Origin of the sequence: Allobosea sp. FBZP-16 (assembly GCF_002831785.1) — a bacterium.
Classification (GTDB): domain Bacteria; phylum Pseudomonadota; class Alphaproteobacteria; order Rhizobiales; family Beijerinckiaceae; genus Allobosea; species Allobosea lupini.
Map to the genome: position 1 here is coordinate 274,291 of NZ_LNCQ01000023.1, position 15,229 is coordinate 289,519.

The 15,229-nt window shown below is 67.7% G+C and carries 16 protein-coding genes and 1 pseudogene; 4 read left to right on the forward strand and 13 right to left on the reverse strand.

What is annotated here, in order from left to right; all coding sequences use genetic code 11:
* The 3 genes and pseudogenes from CXY91_RS11110 to CXY91_RS11120 form a co-directional block, all read left to right on the forward strand.
* Positions 1 to 481 (forward strand): annotated as a pseudogene (locus CXY91_RS11110) (hypothetical protein); the annotation flags it as partial.
* Between the two features lie 20 nt (positions 482 to 501).
* On the forward strand, positions 502 to 987 hold the full coding sequence (locus tag CXY91_RS11115; RefSeq protein WP_100961288.1) for a hypothetical protein: 486 nt from the start codon (positions 502 to 504) through the stop codon (positions 985 to 987).
* Between the two features lie 15 nt (positions 988 to 1,002).
* A complete protein-coding gene (locus tag CXY91_RS11120) occupies positions 1,003 to 1,485 on the forward strand; it encodes a YHS domain-containing (seleno)protein (protein WP_100961290.1) in 483 nt (160 codons plus the stop codon).
* A 33-nt stretch (positions 1,486 to 1,518) separates the two neighbouring features.
* Here CXY91_RS11120 and CXY91_RS11125 read toward each other — a convergent pair whose 3' ends face one another.
* From CXY91_RS11125 to CXY91_RS11180, 13 genes are all read right to left on the reverse strand, one after another.
* Entirely contained in the window at positions 1,519 to 2,667 is a 1,149-nt protein-coding gene (locus CXY91_RS11125) for an iron-containing alcohol dehydrogenase (protein WP_100961292.1), read from the reverse strand.
* A gap of 12 nt (positions 2,668 to 2,679) precedes the next feature.
* The gene (locus CXY91_RS11130) at positions 2,680 to 4,071 is read right to left on the reverse strand and encodes an aldehyde dehydrogenase family protein (protein WP_100961294.1); all 1,392 of its coding nucleotides are present in this window, start codon (positions 4,069 to 4,071) and stop codon (positions 2,680 to 2,682) included.
* Positions 4,072 to 4,087: 16 nt separating this feature from the next.
* Positions 4,088 to 5,461, reverse strand: a complete 1,374-nt coding sequence (locus CXY91_RS11135) for a glutamine synthetase family protein (RefSeq protein WP_100961901.1) — start codon at positions 5,459 to 5,461, stop codon at positions 4,088 to 4,090.
* A 587-nt stretch (positions 5,462 to 6,048) separates the two neighbouring features.
* Entirely contained in the window at positions 6,049 to 6,180 is a 132-nt protein-coding gene (locus CXY91_RS31115; RefSeq protein ID WP_280141472.1) for a hypothetical protein, read from the reverse strand.
* Positions 6,181 to 6,312: 132 nt separating this feature from the next.
* Entirely contained in the window at positions 6,313 to 6,522 is a 210-nt protein-coding gene (locus CXY91_RS11140; protein ID WP_091832257.1) for a hypothetical protein, read from the reverse strand.
* 119 nt (positions 6,523 to 6,641) lie between these two features.
* Positions 6,642 to 7,625: a TAXI family TRAP transporter solute-binding subunit gene (locus CXY91_RS11145; RefSeq protein WP_100961296.1), complete on the reverse strand. Its 984-nt coding sequence runs from the start codon at positions 7,623 to 7,625 to the stop codon at positions 6,642 to 6,644.
* A 33-nt stretch (positions 7,626 to 7,658) separates the two neighbouring features.
* The gene (locus tag CXY91_RS11150) at positions 7,659 to 8,360 is read right to left on the reverse strand and encodes an RraA family protein (RefSeq protein WP_100961298.1); all 702 of its coding nucleotides are present in this window, start codon (positions 8,358 to 8,360) and stop codon (positions 7,659 to 7,661) included.
* 8 nt (positions 8,361 to 8,368) lie between these two features.
* Entirely contained in the window at positions 8,369 to 8,764 is a 396-nt protein-coding gene (locus tag CXY91_RS11155) for a carboxymuconolactone decarboxylase family protein (protein ID WP_091832248.1), read from the reverse strand.
* Entirely contained in the window at positions 8,761 to 10,155 is a 1,395-nt protein-coding gene (locus CXY91_RS11160) for an FAD/NAD(P)-dependent oxidoreductase (protein WP_100961300.1), read from the reverse strand. Before CXY91_RS11160 ends, CXY91_RS11155 begins: the two co-directional genes overlap by 4 nt.
* Positions 10,152 to 10,463 (reverse strand): (2Fe-2S)-binding protein, encoded by a 312-nt coding sequence (locus tag CXY91_RS11165; RefSeq protein WP_100961302.1) that lies wholly within the window; start codon positions 10,461 to 10,463, stop codon positions 10,152 to 10,154. Before CXY91_RS11165 ends, CXY91_RS11160 begins: the two co-directional genes overlap by 4 nt.
* Positions 10,438 to 11,562 (reverse strand): NAD(P)/FAD-dependent oxidoreductase, encoded by a 1,125-nt coding sequence (locus tag CXY91_RS11170; protein ID WP_100961304.1) that lies wholly within the window; start codon positions 11,560 to 11,562, stop codon positions 10,438 to 10,440. The genes CXY91_RS11165 and CXY91_RS11170 overlap by 26 nt, the downstream gene beginning before the upstream one ends.
* Positions 11,563 to 11,571: 9 nt before the next feature.
* Complete coding sequence (locus CXY91_RS11175) at positions 11,572 to 12,294, reverse strand: aspartate/glutamate racemase family protein (protein WP_100961306.1); 723 nt, start codon at positions 12,292 to 12,294, stop codon at positions 11,572 to 11,574.
* Positions 12,291 to 14,216 carry a TRAP transporter permease gene (locus CXY91_RS11180; RefSeq protein ID WP_100961308.1) on the reverse strand — a complete coding sequence of 642 codons (1,926 nt, stop codon included), beginning with the start codon at positions 14,214 to 14,216 and terminating at the stop codon, positions 12,291 to 12,293. Before CXY91_RS11180 ends, CXY91_RS11175 begins: the two co-directional genes overlap by 4 nt.
* A 286-nt stretch (positions 14,217 to 14,502) precedes the next feature.
* On the opposite strand from CXY91_RS11180, the gene CXY91_RS11185 reads away from it, so the two are divergent.
* Positions 14,503 to 15,228, forward strand: coding sequence for a GntR family transcriptional regulator (locus CXY91_RS11185; RefSeq protein ID WP_158673372.1), 726 nt, complete (start codon positions 14,503 to 14,505; stop codon positions 15,226 to 15,228).
* Position 15,229 lies beyond the last annotated feature (1 nt).

The window sequence follows — 15,229 nt, forward strand, 5'->3', positions numbered from 1 at the left end:
CGATGGCTGCCTCGTCTTCGCCGACCTGCATTACGCCCTGTCGTTGCTCGGCGCCGGCCATGCCGATGGCGCCGAAGCCATCGCCCGTGGCCTGATCGCGGATGCGCAGGCCCATCCCAGCGATGAGCGGCGGGACGCGGCCCGCAACGGCGCGCTCGCCGCCTTCGGGCTGATCGCCTTCCACGAGCGCGACTACCGCGAGGCGGCTCGCCTGCTCGGCGCCGCCCGTGACGGCTTGCTCGCCGTCGGCGGCAGCCACGCCCAGCGCGACCTGTTCGAGCAGGCCTATGCCGAGAGCCTGATCCGGTCCGGCGAGCACGATCGCGCCGCGATCGTCCTAGTCGAGCGCCTGGCGCGGCGCAAGGGCAACAACCGCTTCGCCAGCCGCCGGCTCGAAAAGCTCGGGCGGCTCGGAAAGACGGCGAGCGGCCTCGTCGCCGCGCTCGCCGTCGCATCCACCCCGCTCGCCATCGCCCACTGATCCCACGGAAAGGATCCGCCATGACCACCGCGACCATGACCCAGGCCTTCGCGCTGCCTTCCACCCGCACCGTGTTCAACCTCACCATCGGTGGCTTCGCTGGCCTCGGTTTCTGGGAGCTGTTCTCGGCCGTGCCGACCGCCTGGTTCGCCGAATATCCGCTGGAGCCGCCGGAGCTGGTGAAGTCGCTGTTCGCGCATCAGTTCGGCCTGACCCTGTCGACGCCGACCGCCAAGCTGCTGCATTTCGTCACCGGCTTCCTGTTCTACCCGCTCGGCTACTGGCTGCTGACCCGCTGGGTGAAGAGCTTCGGCATGCCGGTCGATGGCTGGATCTGGGGCGTGGTCACCTATTTCATCGCGCTCGCCTTCTTCGCCCCGCTCGCCGGGCAGCACTTCCTCCTGAACGACGTGCCGCGCCTGTCTGCCATGAGTCTCGTCGGGCATGCGATCTACGGCTGGCTCGCGGCCTATGTCTTCGAGGCGCTTGAAGCGCGCCGGTCCTGAGCAGGAGACGGTACCATGCTCGACAGACGCACATTCATCCATCTTGCGGCTGCGGCGCTCGCCGCCGCCGGCAGCGCCAAGGCCGAGGCGCAACCGGATACACCCCGCCTGGTCAACACGCTGGGTTCCCCGGAGGGCGTCGCGATCCGCGGCTACGATCCCGTCGCCTATTTTCGTGATGGCGGCCCGCGGCTCGGCAAGCCGGAGTTCTTGGTTCGGCATGGCGGCGCCATCTGGCGCTTCGCCAGTGCCGAGCACAAGGCACTGTTCGAAGCCGATCCGCAGCGCTATCTGCCGGCTTATGGCGGCTTTTGCGCCTATGGCACCTCGCGCGGCTATCTCGTCAAGATCGAGCCCGAGGCCTGGTCGATCGTCGATGGCAGGCTCTATCTCAACTACGATCTCGGCGTACGCGAGACCTGGGCGCGCCGGACCAAGACCTATATCGCCCGGGCCGACGGGAACTGGCCGAGGCTTACGCCAAAGGACATCCGCTGAGGGGCGAGCCCATGCGCGCGCTCCTGCCCGGAATCAGCCGGTCGCCTCTCTGAACAAGGCTTCGGCAGCGGCCTCGGTCAACGGCAGGGGGTTGCCGCCGGCGGTCGGGTCGACGATCGCCATCTTCGCGAGCCTGCCATAATCGAGCCCGGTGACGCCGAAGGATGTGAGCGTCTCGGGAACGCCGAGCTCGCGGCGCAAGGTCACGATCCAATCGTAGAAAGCCTCGAAGCTCGGCTCCAGCCCGATATAGGCGGCGAGCCGCGCGATCTTCTCCTCGATCGCCGCGCGGTTGAAGTTGAGGACATAGGGCATGAATACGGCGTTGGTCATGCCGTGATGGGTGTGGTGGACCGAACCGATCGGGTGCGACAGCGCGTGGATGGCGCCGAGCCCCTTCTGGAAGGCGGTCGCGCCCATGGCCGCTGCGGCCATCATCTGCGCTCGTGCCTCGATATCCGTGCCATCGGCGACCGCGCGCGGCAGGAAGACCTTGCAGAGCCGGATGCCCTCGACCGCGATCCCGTCGGCCAACGGGTGGAAGCCCGGCGCGCAATAGGCTTCGAGGCAATGGGCTAGAGCGTCCATGCCGGCGCCGACCGTGACCTTCGCCGGCAGGCCGACCGTCAGCTCGGGATCGCAGATCACGATCTGCGGCATCATCTTCGGGTGGAAGATCACCTTCTTGGTCTGCGTCGTCTCGTCGGTGATCACGCCGGCGCGGCCGACCTCCGAGCCGGTGCCCGCCGTCGTCGGGACGGCGATGATCGGGGCGATGCCGGCCGGGTCGGCGCGCGTCCACCAGTCGCCGATATCTTCGAAGTCCCACATCGGCCGGCTCTGCCCGGCCATGAAGGCGACGACCTTGCCGCAATCGAGCGCCGAGCCGCCGCCGAAGGCGATGACGCCGTCGCTGCCGCTGTCCCGGAGGACCTTCAGGCCGTCCTCGACGTTGGCTGCCACCGGATTGGCCTGGACGCGGTCGAACAGCGTGACCTTGAGCCCGTCGGCGCCGAGGCTAGCGATAGCATCCTTGATCATCGGCAGGCCGGACAGGCCGGAATCGGTGACCAGCAGCGGGCGTTCGATGCCGGCGGCGCGGCAGGCCTGCGTCAGTTCGCTGATCCGTCCCGGCCCGAAGCGGACGGCGGTCGGGTAATTCCAGTTGGCCTTCAGCGTCACGGGTCGCCTCTTTCAGAACGCAGTGCGGAGATGGAAGGATTTCGGCCGGGTCAGGGTCTCGTAGCCGATAGGGGAGAGCGTCGCCCCACGGCCGGTGTCCTTGACGCCGGTCCAGGCCAGAGCCGGGTCGAGATAGTCGCAGCGGTTCATGAAGACCGTGCCGGTCTCGAGTTCCGCACCGAGGCGCGCGGCGGCCTCTTGATCCTGCGTCCAGAGCGAGGCGGTGAGCCCATAGGGGCTGTCGTTCATCAGCGCGACCGCCTCGTCATCGTCCGCGACCGGCATAATGCCGACGGTCGGCGCGAAGCTCTCTTCGCGCATCAGGCCCATCTGGTGGTTCACGTCGACCACGACCTGCGGTGCCATATAGGGCGTGCCGATGCGGTCGCGCGGGAACAGGCCGGGATCGACGAGTGCTTTCGCCCCGGCACGCACGGCTTCGGTGACCTGCCCACGAGCGAACTCTGCCGCTTCGGCCTTCACCATCGGGCCGAGCGTCGTCGCTTCGTCGAGCGGATCGCCGAGGAGATAGGTCTTCGTCAGCGCGACGAAGCCGTCGACGAACTTCGGATAGAGGTCGCGATGGACATAGATGCGCTCGATACCGCAGCAGGATTGGCCGGAATTGAAGAAGGCGCCGTCGACGAGATTCTCGACCGCCAGGGCAAGGTCGGCATCGGCCCTGACATAGGCCGGGTCCTTGCCGCCGAGCTCGAGCCCGAGGCCGATGAACGTGCCGCTCGCCGCCGCCTCCATCGCCTTGCCGCCCGCGACCGAGCCGGTGAAGTTGACCTGATCGACCTTTCGGCCGGCGATTATCCGGGCGGTCTGGGCATGGTTGAGCGCAAGGTTCTGGAACAGCCCCGCCGGGAGCCCCGCGACCTCCGCGGCCTTCTGGAAGCGCTCGCCGACCAATAGCGTCTGGGCCGCGTGCTTGAGGATGACGGCATTGCCCGCCATCAGAGCAGGCACGACCGTGTTGACCCCGGTGAGATAGGGGTAGTTCCAGGGCGCGACGACCATGACCACGCCGAGCGGCTCACGCGCGATCCAGCGTTCGAACTTGACCTTGGGCTCGGGCCGCAGCGGCGCCAGTGCGCTCTCGGCGATCTCGATCATATGGCGGGCGCGCTCCTCGAAGCCGCGCAATTCGCCGGCGCCGTAACGGATCGGCCGGCCCATCTGCCAGGCGAGCTCGGGAACGATCTCATCCTTCATCGCCAGCATCGCATCGACGAAGGCGGAGGAGAATCGGGCACGGCGGGCGATATCGAGCCGGCGCCAGTCGCGCTGGGCGTCTCTGGCCGCGCTCAGCGCCGCAGTGATTGCGGCATCGCTGGCGACCTCCCTCTCGGCATAGATGCGCCCGTCCACGGGCGACACGCAGCGCACTACATCGGTCATTGCCTGGCTATCCGTCTCAGTAGCGTTCGAAGCCGCGCTTCAGTTCCCAGTCGGTGATGCGGCGGTCGTATTCGAGCTGCTCCCAGCGGGCGGTGTGGACGTAATGGTCGACCACGTCATTGCCGAGTGCGGCCCGCAGCATTGCCGAGCCATCGAGCGTCTGCGTCGCCTCGCGCAGCGTATTGGGGATCTGGCGCAATTCCGCCCCGCCATAGGCGTCGCCGACGAAGGCCGGCTCCAGCTCGAGCTTCTGCTCGATGCCGGAGAGGCCGGCGGCGATCAGCGCCGCAAAGGCGAGATAGGGGTTGAGGTCGGAACCTCCGATCCGGCACTCGATGCGGATTCCCTTGGTGCCGGACCCGCAAAGCCGGAAGCCGGCGGTGCGGTTGTCGTCGCTCCAGACGGCGCGCGTCGGCGCGAAGGTGCCGACCTGCTGGAAGCGCTTGTAGGAGTTGATGTAGGGCGCGAGGAAATAGGTGATCTCGCGGGCATGGGCGAGCTGGCCGGCCACGTATTGGCGCATCAGTTCCGACATGCCGTGCTCGTTATTGGGGTCGGCGAAGAGTGGCTTCACTCCCTTCGCATCCCAGAGCGAGGCGTGGACATGGCTCGAGGAGCCGGCGAGGTCGTAGCGCCATTTCGACATGAAGGTGACGGCCTTGCCTTGGGCGTGGGCGATCTCCTTGATGCCGTTCTTGATCAGCACGTGGCGGTCGGCCATGTCGAGGGCGTCGGCATAGCGGACATTGATCTCGGCCTGGCCCGGGCCCCATTCGCCCTTAGAGTTCTCGACCGGTATGCCGCTGTCGTGCAGCCCGTTGCGGATCGCCCGCATCACCGGCTCTTCCTTGGTGGTCTGGAAGATGTGGTAGTCCTCGATGTAGTAGCCGGCGGTCTTCGGATCGCGATAGCCTTTGGCGTGGATCGCCTCATAGCTCTCGTCGAACAGGTAGAATTCGAGCTCGGTGGCGAAATAGGCCTTGATGCCCATGGCATCCAGGCGAGCGAGCTGCTTCTTCAGCATCCCGCGCGGCGCATGCGGCACGTCCTCATGGCTGTGATGGTCGAGCACGTCGGCGATGACCAGCGCCGTGCCCGGCAGCCAGGCGATGCGCCGCAGCGTCGCCATGTCGGGCCTGAGGACGAAGTCGCCATAGCCTTTCGACCAGTTGGCGGCGGCGTAGCCGGGGACCGGCTCCATGTCGATGTCGTTCGCCAGCAGATAGTTGCAGGCATGGGTCTCGTCATGGGCGGTCGCGACGAAGTGCTCGGCGTGGAAGCGCTTGCCGATCAACTGCCCGGCCATGTCGACCATGGCGACGATCACGGTGTCGATCTCCCCGGCTGCGACCGCAGCCTTCAGGGCCTCGAAGGAAAACGCAGCGGGCATCGGCATCCCTGAAGGCTGGAGCGGCGGAAGCGCAATCGTCGAAGGACCAAGAGAAGCCCAGTTCGGCCAGCTCGTGCAACTGTTCTGCGGGGTGTTGGCAGCGATCGGGAACAGATTTGTTGCCGGCTATCCGATCGACGGTGCGCCGTCGGCCTCGCTGCGGCCAGGGCAGCCGGACCTGTGCTTGCGACCGAGCAAGGGAAGGCGCGATGCGGGAGGGATGCAATGCTGCCGCCCGCTCCACGGGGGGATTTTCAACTCGCCTCTCGTGAATCCGGCTGCAGCGAAGCCGAGCGCTGGACACCATCGCACGGCTCCGGCGCGCTACGCCGGATTCCGGAGCTGCGCGGCGTCGCCGCTGGCCAGGAATGCTGGCTCGGGTGCTCGTGAAATGTCCTGGCCGACACGCGAACTTCGCCAATTGCGCCCAAGCGCGCGGCACAATGTTTCGTATGGCCCGCAGGCGATCGACGGGGAGCAGGGGACGAATAACGCGGATTCGCGTCAGGCGGCGTCGTCCAATGGAAGTTTGGTAGGGCGAACCTGGCCGGCGGAGGGCACCGCGCCCTCCGCCTTGCCCTGTCTGGCTAGCTCCAGAAGCCTGCCTGGTGGTCGCGCGGAGAGAACGTTTCGCTGACGTCCTGCTGCTGCGCTTCGTGGTTCTCCTCGTGGTCGTGCTCGGTCTCGAGCACACACTCACAATCGTGCCGTTCCAGCATTGATCGCTCCTTTCGAAACGTGGGGAGGTTGCTTCGGCACGGGTTAGATATGAACTATTGCTGCATCGCACAAGCAATCTTAGCGGGTGCGGGACAACCGCCAGCGCATGGAACAAAATGAACACCGCGAAATCAGCTGCTGCCGGCATCCTTTGGGCCGGCGACGGTCGCCGATTGTTGCTCTGCCGCGCGGTCGAGGCAGGCGGCCATTTCCGCGGTGCCCCATTTGAATTTCGAGCATTGCTCGGTGCCGATGGTCAGATTCCTGGCTACGCCGCGCGAGCTGTCGCCTCCGCTGCAGCCGGCGAGAACGATGGCGATTGCCGCGAGTGCTATGCGCATGGTTGTCCCTCCTTCCGACCGGCCGAGTCGAGCAGGCGCATGGGGCGATAATTTGATCGGGCCCGCGCAGGGATGCGCGAGCCCGATTTTGGCGGCCTGACGCTGCGAGCGGCAAGCCCCTATTTCAGGAAGCCGGCCTCGCGGAAGGCCTTCTCGGCGCCCGGATGCAGCGGCACCGGCTGCGTCTTCCAGGCGGTGGCGGGGTCGTAGCGGCCCATCGCCTGGTAGATGTTCGCCAGTCGCGGCTTGTTGGCGATGATCGCCTTGGTCATCGCGTAGACGAAATCGTCGGGGAGTTCCGAGGAAACCAGGTAGATGTTGCCCATCGAGGAGACGGGGACATCCGCGCTCTGCAGCTCGGGGAAAGTGCCGGCCGGGATGGTGCCCTTGGAGTAGCCGAACTTCTCGGTCAGGACGTTCTGCAGGTCCGCCGGGAAGGCGGCGAACTTCACCTTGCGCCGGCCATCGACGATCTGGCTCGCCAGGCCCGAGGGGATTTCGCCCGCCGTCCACAGAACGCTGAACTGGTTATCGTTGAAGCCCTGGATCAATTCGCCATAGGCCGAGATCACGACCTTGCCGCCGCCCGCGCGGATCTTGGCGAAGGAATTGCCGTAGTGCTCGAGCGCCCGCTGCAATGTCAGGTGCTCGGAGGTCGCGGCCGAGGTCACGCCGATGGTGAGCTTGGGGTCGGCGAGGATTTCGGCGAGGGAGCGCTTCTCCTCCACCGGCACGTAGACCATGAAATAGACGTCGACGCCGGTCGAGCCGAGCGTGCGCAGCTTGTCGTGCTTCTGCTTGTAGGGCTCCTCGCCCCTCAGCGCCGCGGCGCTGAGGAAGTCGATGCCCATGCCGATCTGGCTGAGCCCGGCCTGGATGCGGCTGGGGTTATCCTTGCCGCCACCCGGCACGATGCGGATGTTCACCCCCGGCGTCGCCTCCATCACCAGGGTCGAGACGCCGGTGGTCTGGGTGAACCAGGCGCCGCCCGGCGAGCCGGAGGTCCATTCCAGGTTCTTGCTCTGGGCCGCGGCGGGCAGGGGCGCGGCAAGGGCAGCGCCGATGAGCGCAAGCAGCGAGAGACGTGGGAGGAAGCGTGACATCCTTCAGGTTCCGATCATGGTGAGGGTTGCGGTTCAGGCGGTTCGGGCGGCGTCGTCTGCGTCGAACTCGGCGAGCGTGGTCTCGTTGGCGGGGTAGAGTCCGACGAGCTGCGCGCCGGCGGCGACGCGCTTCTGCACCCAGAGCTCGAACCGGTTCTGCTTCTCGCCGCCGATGGCGACCGCTTCGGCGAGCTCGGGCGGGACGACGAGGACGCCGTCCTCGTCGGCGACGATCAGGTCTCCCGGCCAGATGGCGGCGTCGCCGCAGCCGATCGGCTCGCCCCAGCCGGCGAAGCTGAGCCCGCCGATCGAGGGTGGCGAGGCGGTGCCGCTGGCCCAGATCGGCAGGCCGGCCTGGCGCAGGCCGGGCAGGTCGCGCACGACGCCGTCGCTGATGATCGCCTTGACGCCCTTGAGCCGGAGGCGATCGGCGAAGATGTCGCCGACCGTGCCGGCAGCAGGATGGCCGCGTGCGTCGATGACGACGATGCTGCCGGGTGGCGCCGCGTCGATCGCGGCCGGCAGGGCGCCGGGCCAGCCATAGCTCGCCGGCACGGCCTTGTCGTCGCGCGCCGGCACGAAGCGCAAGGTAAAGGCCGAGCCGCAGACCGCGCTCTCGCCGACCAGCCGGCGTGGACCTGTCATATAGCTCTGGCGCAGGCCGTGCTTGATCAACTGGCTCGACAGGGTCGGCGTGCCGATCGCGGCGAGGCGGGCCTGGATGTCGTTTGCCATGGCTCGGCTCAGTCGAAGGCCGGATCGACCGGCACGCGATAGGCGGTAACCAGCCGGTTGGTCTCGTTGGCCATGCCGATCACCGCGACGAGCTCGGCGAACATCGCCTCGCTCATCCCGGCCTTGCGGGCGGCAGCCGTGTGGCTGGCGATGCAATAGGTGCAGTTGTTGGTGACGCTGACCGCGAGATAAATGAGTTCCTTCGTCAGCGGATCGAGCGCGCCCGGCGCCATCACCTCCTTGATGCTCTCCCAGGTCCGCTTCAGCGTCTTGGGATCGCGGGCGAGGTATTTCCAGAAGTCGTTGACATCGGGCACGTTGCGGCTGCGCTTGATGTCGTCGATCACCGCTTTCGCTTCGGGCGAGGCCTCCTCATAGGAGACCGGCTTCGGCCTGCTGCTCATGCTGCGTTACTCCCTTGCTCGATCGGCCCGGCGATGTCGCCGAGCGTCACCGGTTTCACCGGCATGCGGATGCGCAGGTAGCCGATCTCCGCCGGCGAGCGGCCGGTCAGGGATGCCATCGTTTCGGTGACGCTGTGGCCGCACATGCGTCCCTGGCAGGGCCCCATGCCAGCGCGCGTGAAGGCTTTGAGCTGGTTTGGCCCCTGGCACTGCTCGGCGACGGCGGCGGCAATCGCCCCGCGCGTCACCTCCTCGCAGCGGCAGAGAAGCGTGTCGTCGTCGCCGGGCGCGAGGAATTGCGGTGCCGGTCGGTAGAGCGCTTCGAGGAAGGGGCGGATCGCGCTTTCGCGGCGCAGCCCGGCGAAGGCTGGAGCGGCGGCGCGCTCCGCGGCTTCCTGCGACAGGCGGCCGAGATCGGCGCAAATCGCGAGCGCCGCGATCTCGCCGGTCAGCTCCGCGCAAGCCGCGCCGAGGATGCCGCCGGCATCGCCGGCGATCAGGATGTCGTCGCGGCTGGAGCGGCCCCAGCGATCGCGCTCCGGCCGCCAGCAGCGCTGGCTCTCGTCGAAGACATGGCGGCAGCCGAGCGCCATGGCGAGATTGACATTGGGGATGACGCCCTGGTGCAGGAAGACCGTCGCGGTCGCGATCTCGCCGCGTTCGCCGCCGGCCTGCCAGCTGATGCCGCGGACGGCGCTCTCGCCCTCGATCCGCAGAGCCTCGACATGCCTGACGACCTTGATGCCGGCCCGCCTGATCTCCGCCAGCAGACCGAGGCCCTTGCGCAGATAGGATGGCGCCGTCAGCGCGCCCGGCAGATGGCGCAGCGCCTTCAGGCGCGCTCCGCGTGGTGTCGTGTCGAGCAAAGCGGCGACTGGCACGCCGGCGCGGGCATATTGCGCCACGACGAGATAGATCAGAGGCCCGCTCCCGGCGAAGACGGCGCCGGGCGCGGCGCTGGCCGCGGTCTTGAGCAGGATCTGGGCGGCGCCTGCCGTCATCACCCCGGGCAGCGTCCAGCCGGGGACCGGGAAGGGGCGCTCCATCGCCCCGCCAGCGACGAGGATCCGCTGCGCCTGGAGGCTTCGCGGGCCGTCCTGCCCGGTGAGGTCGAGCGTGCCCGTCTCCTCCTGCCAGACCAGCGAGCCCGGCCGGTAGTCGGCGCCGCAGGCGAGGAAGCGCTCCGCCAGTGTTCGCCCGGCGTGGTAGTCGCGGCCAAGCACCGCAGCGGGTAGCGGCGCCGGCTCGGTGACGGCCCGGAAGATCTGCCCGCCTGGAGCTAGCTGTTCGTCGATCACCGCGACGCTGAGCCCATGCCGTCGCGCGGTGATGGCGGCGGCCATGCCGGCGGGCCCCGCGCCGATGATGGCGAGGTCCACGATTCCGCTCATGCCTTGCTCCCGATCGCAGGGAGGAGGGCAGCGCCCAGCTGCGGCTCGACGCATATGCCGGCGCGCACGCGCTCCTGGCAGGCCTGGCGGTTCGGACGGCCGTCGATGGTGACGAGGCAGTCGAAGCAGACGCCCATCATGCAATAGGCGGCGCGCTCGCGCCCGCCGGCCGGCGTGATGCGGAACGGCCCGAAGCCCTCGCGCAGCAGCACGGCGGCGAGCATCTCGCCTTCGGGCGCGCTGACCACGCGACCGGACAGGACGATGCCGACCAGGGGGCGGTCAGGCTGCGCGAGTTGCTTGAACATGGAAGCGGGCCGGGGAAAAGGGCATGGCGATATCGTCGGGTAGAGCGCCGGCGGCGATGGCGTCGGCGAGGGGGCCGGCATGGAAGGGGGCGAGCGTCACCCCGCTATGGACCGAGGTCAGGAAGGCTTGCGGGTAGTCAGTCGAGTGCTGGTAGATCGGCTGCCCGTCCGGGCTCATCACCCGGAGCGCCCCCCAGGCGCGTACGGCCCGGACATCGCGCAGGAAGGGGAAGACGGTGGTGGCGCGTCGGGCCGTGTCCTGCAGGACATTGCGAGTGGTGGCTTCCTCGAAGCCGGCTTCCTCGGAGGATTCCCCGCAGATCAGCCCGCCATCGGCTGTCTGCCGGATGAAGCTGATGCCGCGCGGCATGAACGGGCGCAGCTTCTCGGTGATCAGGATCTGGCCGCGCACCGGCCGCACCGGCGCCTCCAGCCCGAGCTGCGGCGCCAGCCTGGAATTGCCGAGCCCGGCGGCGAGCACGATGCGGTCGGCATGGCCCACGCCGGCGGCAGAGGCGATGCGGAAGCCGCCGGCGTCCGGCGCGATGCTTTCGACCCGTGCACGCGGCAGATAGCGCCCGCCGCGCTTCTGGAAGGCGGCGAGCAGGGCGCGCAGCAGGCGCAGCGGGTCGACCATGCCGTCGAGCTTGCAGAAGGTCGCGCCAGCGACGCCGTCGCCGAGCATCGGGAAATCGGCCCGCATGTCGGACAGGCCTACGCGCGCATAGCCGCTCGGGATCTGCGAGCGCGCCTCGGCCGACTCCAGCTGTCCGGCGCGCTTGTCGAGCTCCTCGGGCGAAAAGCAGCAGAAGAAGGCGCCGTCCTGCCGGAAACGCAAGTCGATCCCGGTTTCGTCCGTCAGTGCCGCGGCGAAGCCGCGCCAGGCCAGGGCGGCGCGGCGGGTGAGCTCGGCATAGGGTGGGCTCGTCAGCCCTTTGCCCTGCACCCAGACATTGCCGAGATTGCCGCGGGCGGCGCGGTGCGCGACGTCGCCCTCGTCATAGAGCGCGACGTTAGCCCCACCGCGCACGAGCCCGAGCCCGATCGCGGCGCCGACCAGCCCGCCTCCGACGATCGCGATCTCGGTTCCCGCCGCCATGCCAGCGCCTCAGCGCTCGTCCTGCCGGAAGCGGCGTGGCCGCAAGCCGGCATGGAACCAGTTCACCAGCGACACAGCGTCATAGACCGGCACGCCGAATTTATCGACGATGTCGGCGCTGTAAGGCGTGAGATTGGTGCACTCGGAGACGATCGCGCCGATATTCGGGTTCTCGCGCAACAGGCGGCCGGCCGCTTCCAGCACCTCGGCCCGCAAGGTGTCGAAAGGAACTCTGTTGTCGCCGTCACGGATCGAGCGGACAAACTCGCTGTCCTGGGGCATGCCGACGACCGGCGTGTCGGCGGCGACGCCGACGCCCTCGAAATAGCGCCCGCTCAGCGAGGCCGCGTTGTAGGTGAGGACGCCGACGCGCTTCGAGGCCGGGATCAGGCGCTCGACCATGGGTACCTGCAGCAAGGCGCTGGTCGCGACCGGCACGGAGCAGAACTCGGCGAGCTCGCGCTGGTAGATCGAGAGGAAGCCGCAGGTGGTGGTGATGCCGTCGACGCCGGCGTCGATCAACTCCTGCGCCGCCGCCTTGAACTTGTCGAGCAGGTCGACATTGTGCAGGTCGGTCATCCGCGCCGGAATCGCGTCATGGACGATGCGGTACTGCACCGGGAAGTTCCAGGTGCCGGCATGGCCGATATCGCCAAGGAAGCGCTCGAAATAGGAGCGCACCATCAGGATGCCGACGCTCACGCCATAATAAGTCTTCTTCCGCTCGTTCAACGCAGTTCTCCTTCGGCATGGCTGACCAGCGCCGGCTTGAGTTCGGGCGCAGTGCCGCGCGCGCTCGCGATGCGGCTCATCAGGATGGTGGCGCCGACCAAAGCGATGCCGGCGAGCCCGCGCTGCCAGACAGGCACGATGTAGGCGAGCGAACACAGGCTGCCGGCGGTGACATAGGCGAGGCGCAGCCATGCCGGCAGCGGCCCCCAGGTGTAGCCGACGAGCCCGGCCGAGATCAGCACCAGCCCGGTCGCGAGCGCGATCGCCGTCGAGACGATGCCGAACAGCGAACCCTCCAGGATCAGTCCGGGCTCGTAGATATAGGCCATGCCGGTGACGAAGCCGCCGAGCGCGAAGCGACAGGCATACCAGCCGGTCGTCATCGGCGGGGCGCCGGCGATGGTCGCGGCCGCATCGGCGACGGGCGCGACCGGCGGCGAGGCGTCGGCGAGGACGGCGAAGTAGAAGATGAAGAGATGGATCGCGATCAGCGGCACGCCGTGCTCGGCGATCAGCGGCGCGCCGATCGCGGCGGTGATGATGTAGGCCGGCGTGGTCGGGATGCCGACGCCCAGGAACAGGCAGGTGCCGGCGATCAGCAGCGCCAGGAGCAGGAGGGAGCCGCCGGCCGCCGCCTTGATCATGCCGGTGAAGGCGAGCAGCAGCCCGGTCGCGGTCAGCGCCGCGGTGATGATGCCGGCGGAGGTCACGGCGACCGCGATCATCGAGATCAGGAAGCCGCCGTCACGTAGGGCGATGAAGAGCGCGCGGGGCCCCATGCGGGTATGGCTCCGGAGCGCCGCGACCACGACCGTCGCGATCGTTCCCCAGAAGGCGGCGAGATAGGGCGAGAACCTCATCATCATCATCGTCACCAGCAGCGCCAGCGGCAGGACGAGATGGGCGTCGCGCCCAAGGTCGGACAGGCTGGGCAGCATGTGGCGCGGGATCGCGCCGATGCCGAGCTTCTTCGATTCGTAGTGAACGGCGGCGAGGATGTTGACGTAATAGAGCGCTGCGCCCATCGCCGCCGCGACGATGATCGCCGAATAGGGCACGGCGATCATCTCCGACATGATGAAGGCCGCCGCGCCCATCACAGGCGGCACCAGCGGCCCGCCGACGCTCGCTGCCGCCTCTATGCCGGCAGCGAACACCGGGCGGAAGCCGAGCCGCTTCATCAGCGGGATCGACATCGAGCCGGTGACCACGACATTGGCGACCGACGAGCCGCTCATCGTGCCGAACAATGCCGATGAGATCACCGCGACCTTGGCCGGCCCGCCGGTGAAGCGTCCGCCGGTGAGTGCACCGAAATTGCCGAAGAGCCGGCTCATGCCGCTTGCCTGCATCAGCGAGCCGAAGATGAGGAAGGAGGCGACGATCGTCGCGCTCATCACCGTCAGCGAGCCATAAAGGCCGCTGCCGACCGAGAGGAAGTTGATCTCGGTGATGTGGGCGAAGGTGAGCTCGCGGTAATACCACGCGCCCGGCAGGAGATGGCAGATCGCCATATAGCCGATCACCGCAACGACGAGGCCGGCCAGCGTGTAGGAGATCGAGCGGCGCGTCGCCTCGACCACGGTCGCCACCATCGCCGTGCCGAGCACGTACTGCACCGGCGTCAGCGGGTCGATGAAGCTGGTGCGCTCGTAGATCTGCTCCTGGTTCAGGTAGATGTAGACATTCGGCGCGAAGGCGCAGACCGCCAGCACGAGGTCGAGAAGGCTCGGCCGGTTCTTCGGCGAATGCTCGGTCGCCGGAAACAGCAGGAAGACCGGCGGCACGAACAGCGCCAGATGGATCGCAGCGAGCTCCAAGGGCTCGGGATAGCCCGTGCCGGCGAACCAGATATGGACCAGCACTGCGGCCACCGACCAGAGGCCGAGAAGGACGCCTGGAATTCCGTCTATCCGCCGCATCGTTCGTTGCCCCCGAGCGCAGCCGCCATGCCGGACATGCACCGACCGAAACCTGAGGAATAACGTCGAGCTTGACGGGTTCCCGTTTTTGTCGATTGCATGCAATAATCAAGACAGCTAAGTTCCATGTCGTCAATTCTCTTTGACGCGCCATTTTCGGAAAAAATTTCTCCACACCGAACGGATCGTTCGTTGAGGCGGACAACTCCCGGTTGCCTGGCGAGCGGGTATGATCTTGCAGGGAATCGCGGATGCCGGGAGCGGCGCAAGGAATGGAGGCGGGAACGTGACGGTGCCGTTCAGCATGCCGATGCTGGAAGCCTCAGTGCGACGGGTCGCGGCCCAGCCGCTGCCCCAGCAGATCGCCGCCCATCTGCGCGAGCTGATCATCCATGACGAGCTGAAGCCGGGCGAGCGGATCCGCGAGCAGCCGCTGTCGCTGGAGCTCGCCGTGTCGCGCACGCCCTTGCGCGACGCCCTCAAGATCCTTGCGGTCGAGCGGCTGGTCGACCTGCACCCGAACCGCGGGGCGACGGTCGCGAATCCCAGCGTGGATGAGCTGCGCGACCTGCTGCGGGTCTACTCGACCATGGAGGGCCTTGGCGGGCAGATGGCCTGCGAACGCGCAGTTCAGGGCGATATCGACGCCGCCCACCGCTGGCACCAGGAGATGGTCGGGGCCTTCGAACGGCGTGACAAGCTCAGCTATTTCCGTGCCAACCAGGCCTTTCACCTCGGCATCATCGCGGCCTCGCGAAACGCCTCCCTGATCGAGGTTCACGGCCAGCTCAATCTGCGTCTGCACCGCGTGCGCTATCTCGCGATCATGCAGCAGAAGGACTGGACCTTCGTCAGCAACCAGCACGAGGCGATCATCGAGGCGCTCGACAAGCGCGACGGCGCGCTGCTCGGGCGGCTGCTGGTCGAGCATTTCTCCAGCGCCTGGCGGGCGCTCGACCTGCTCGAAGCTCAGCAGACGAGTGCTGCCCCGCCCGCTGTGGCCGGGCTCTAGC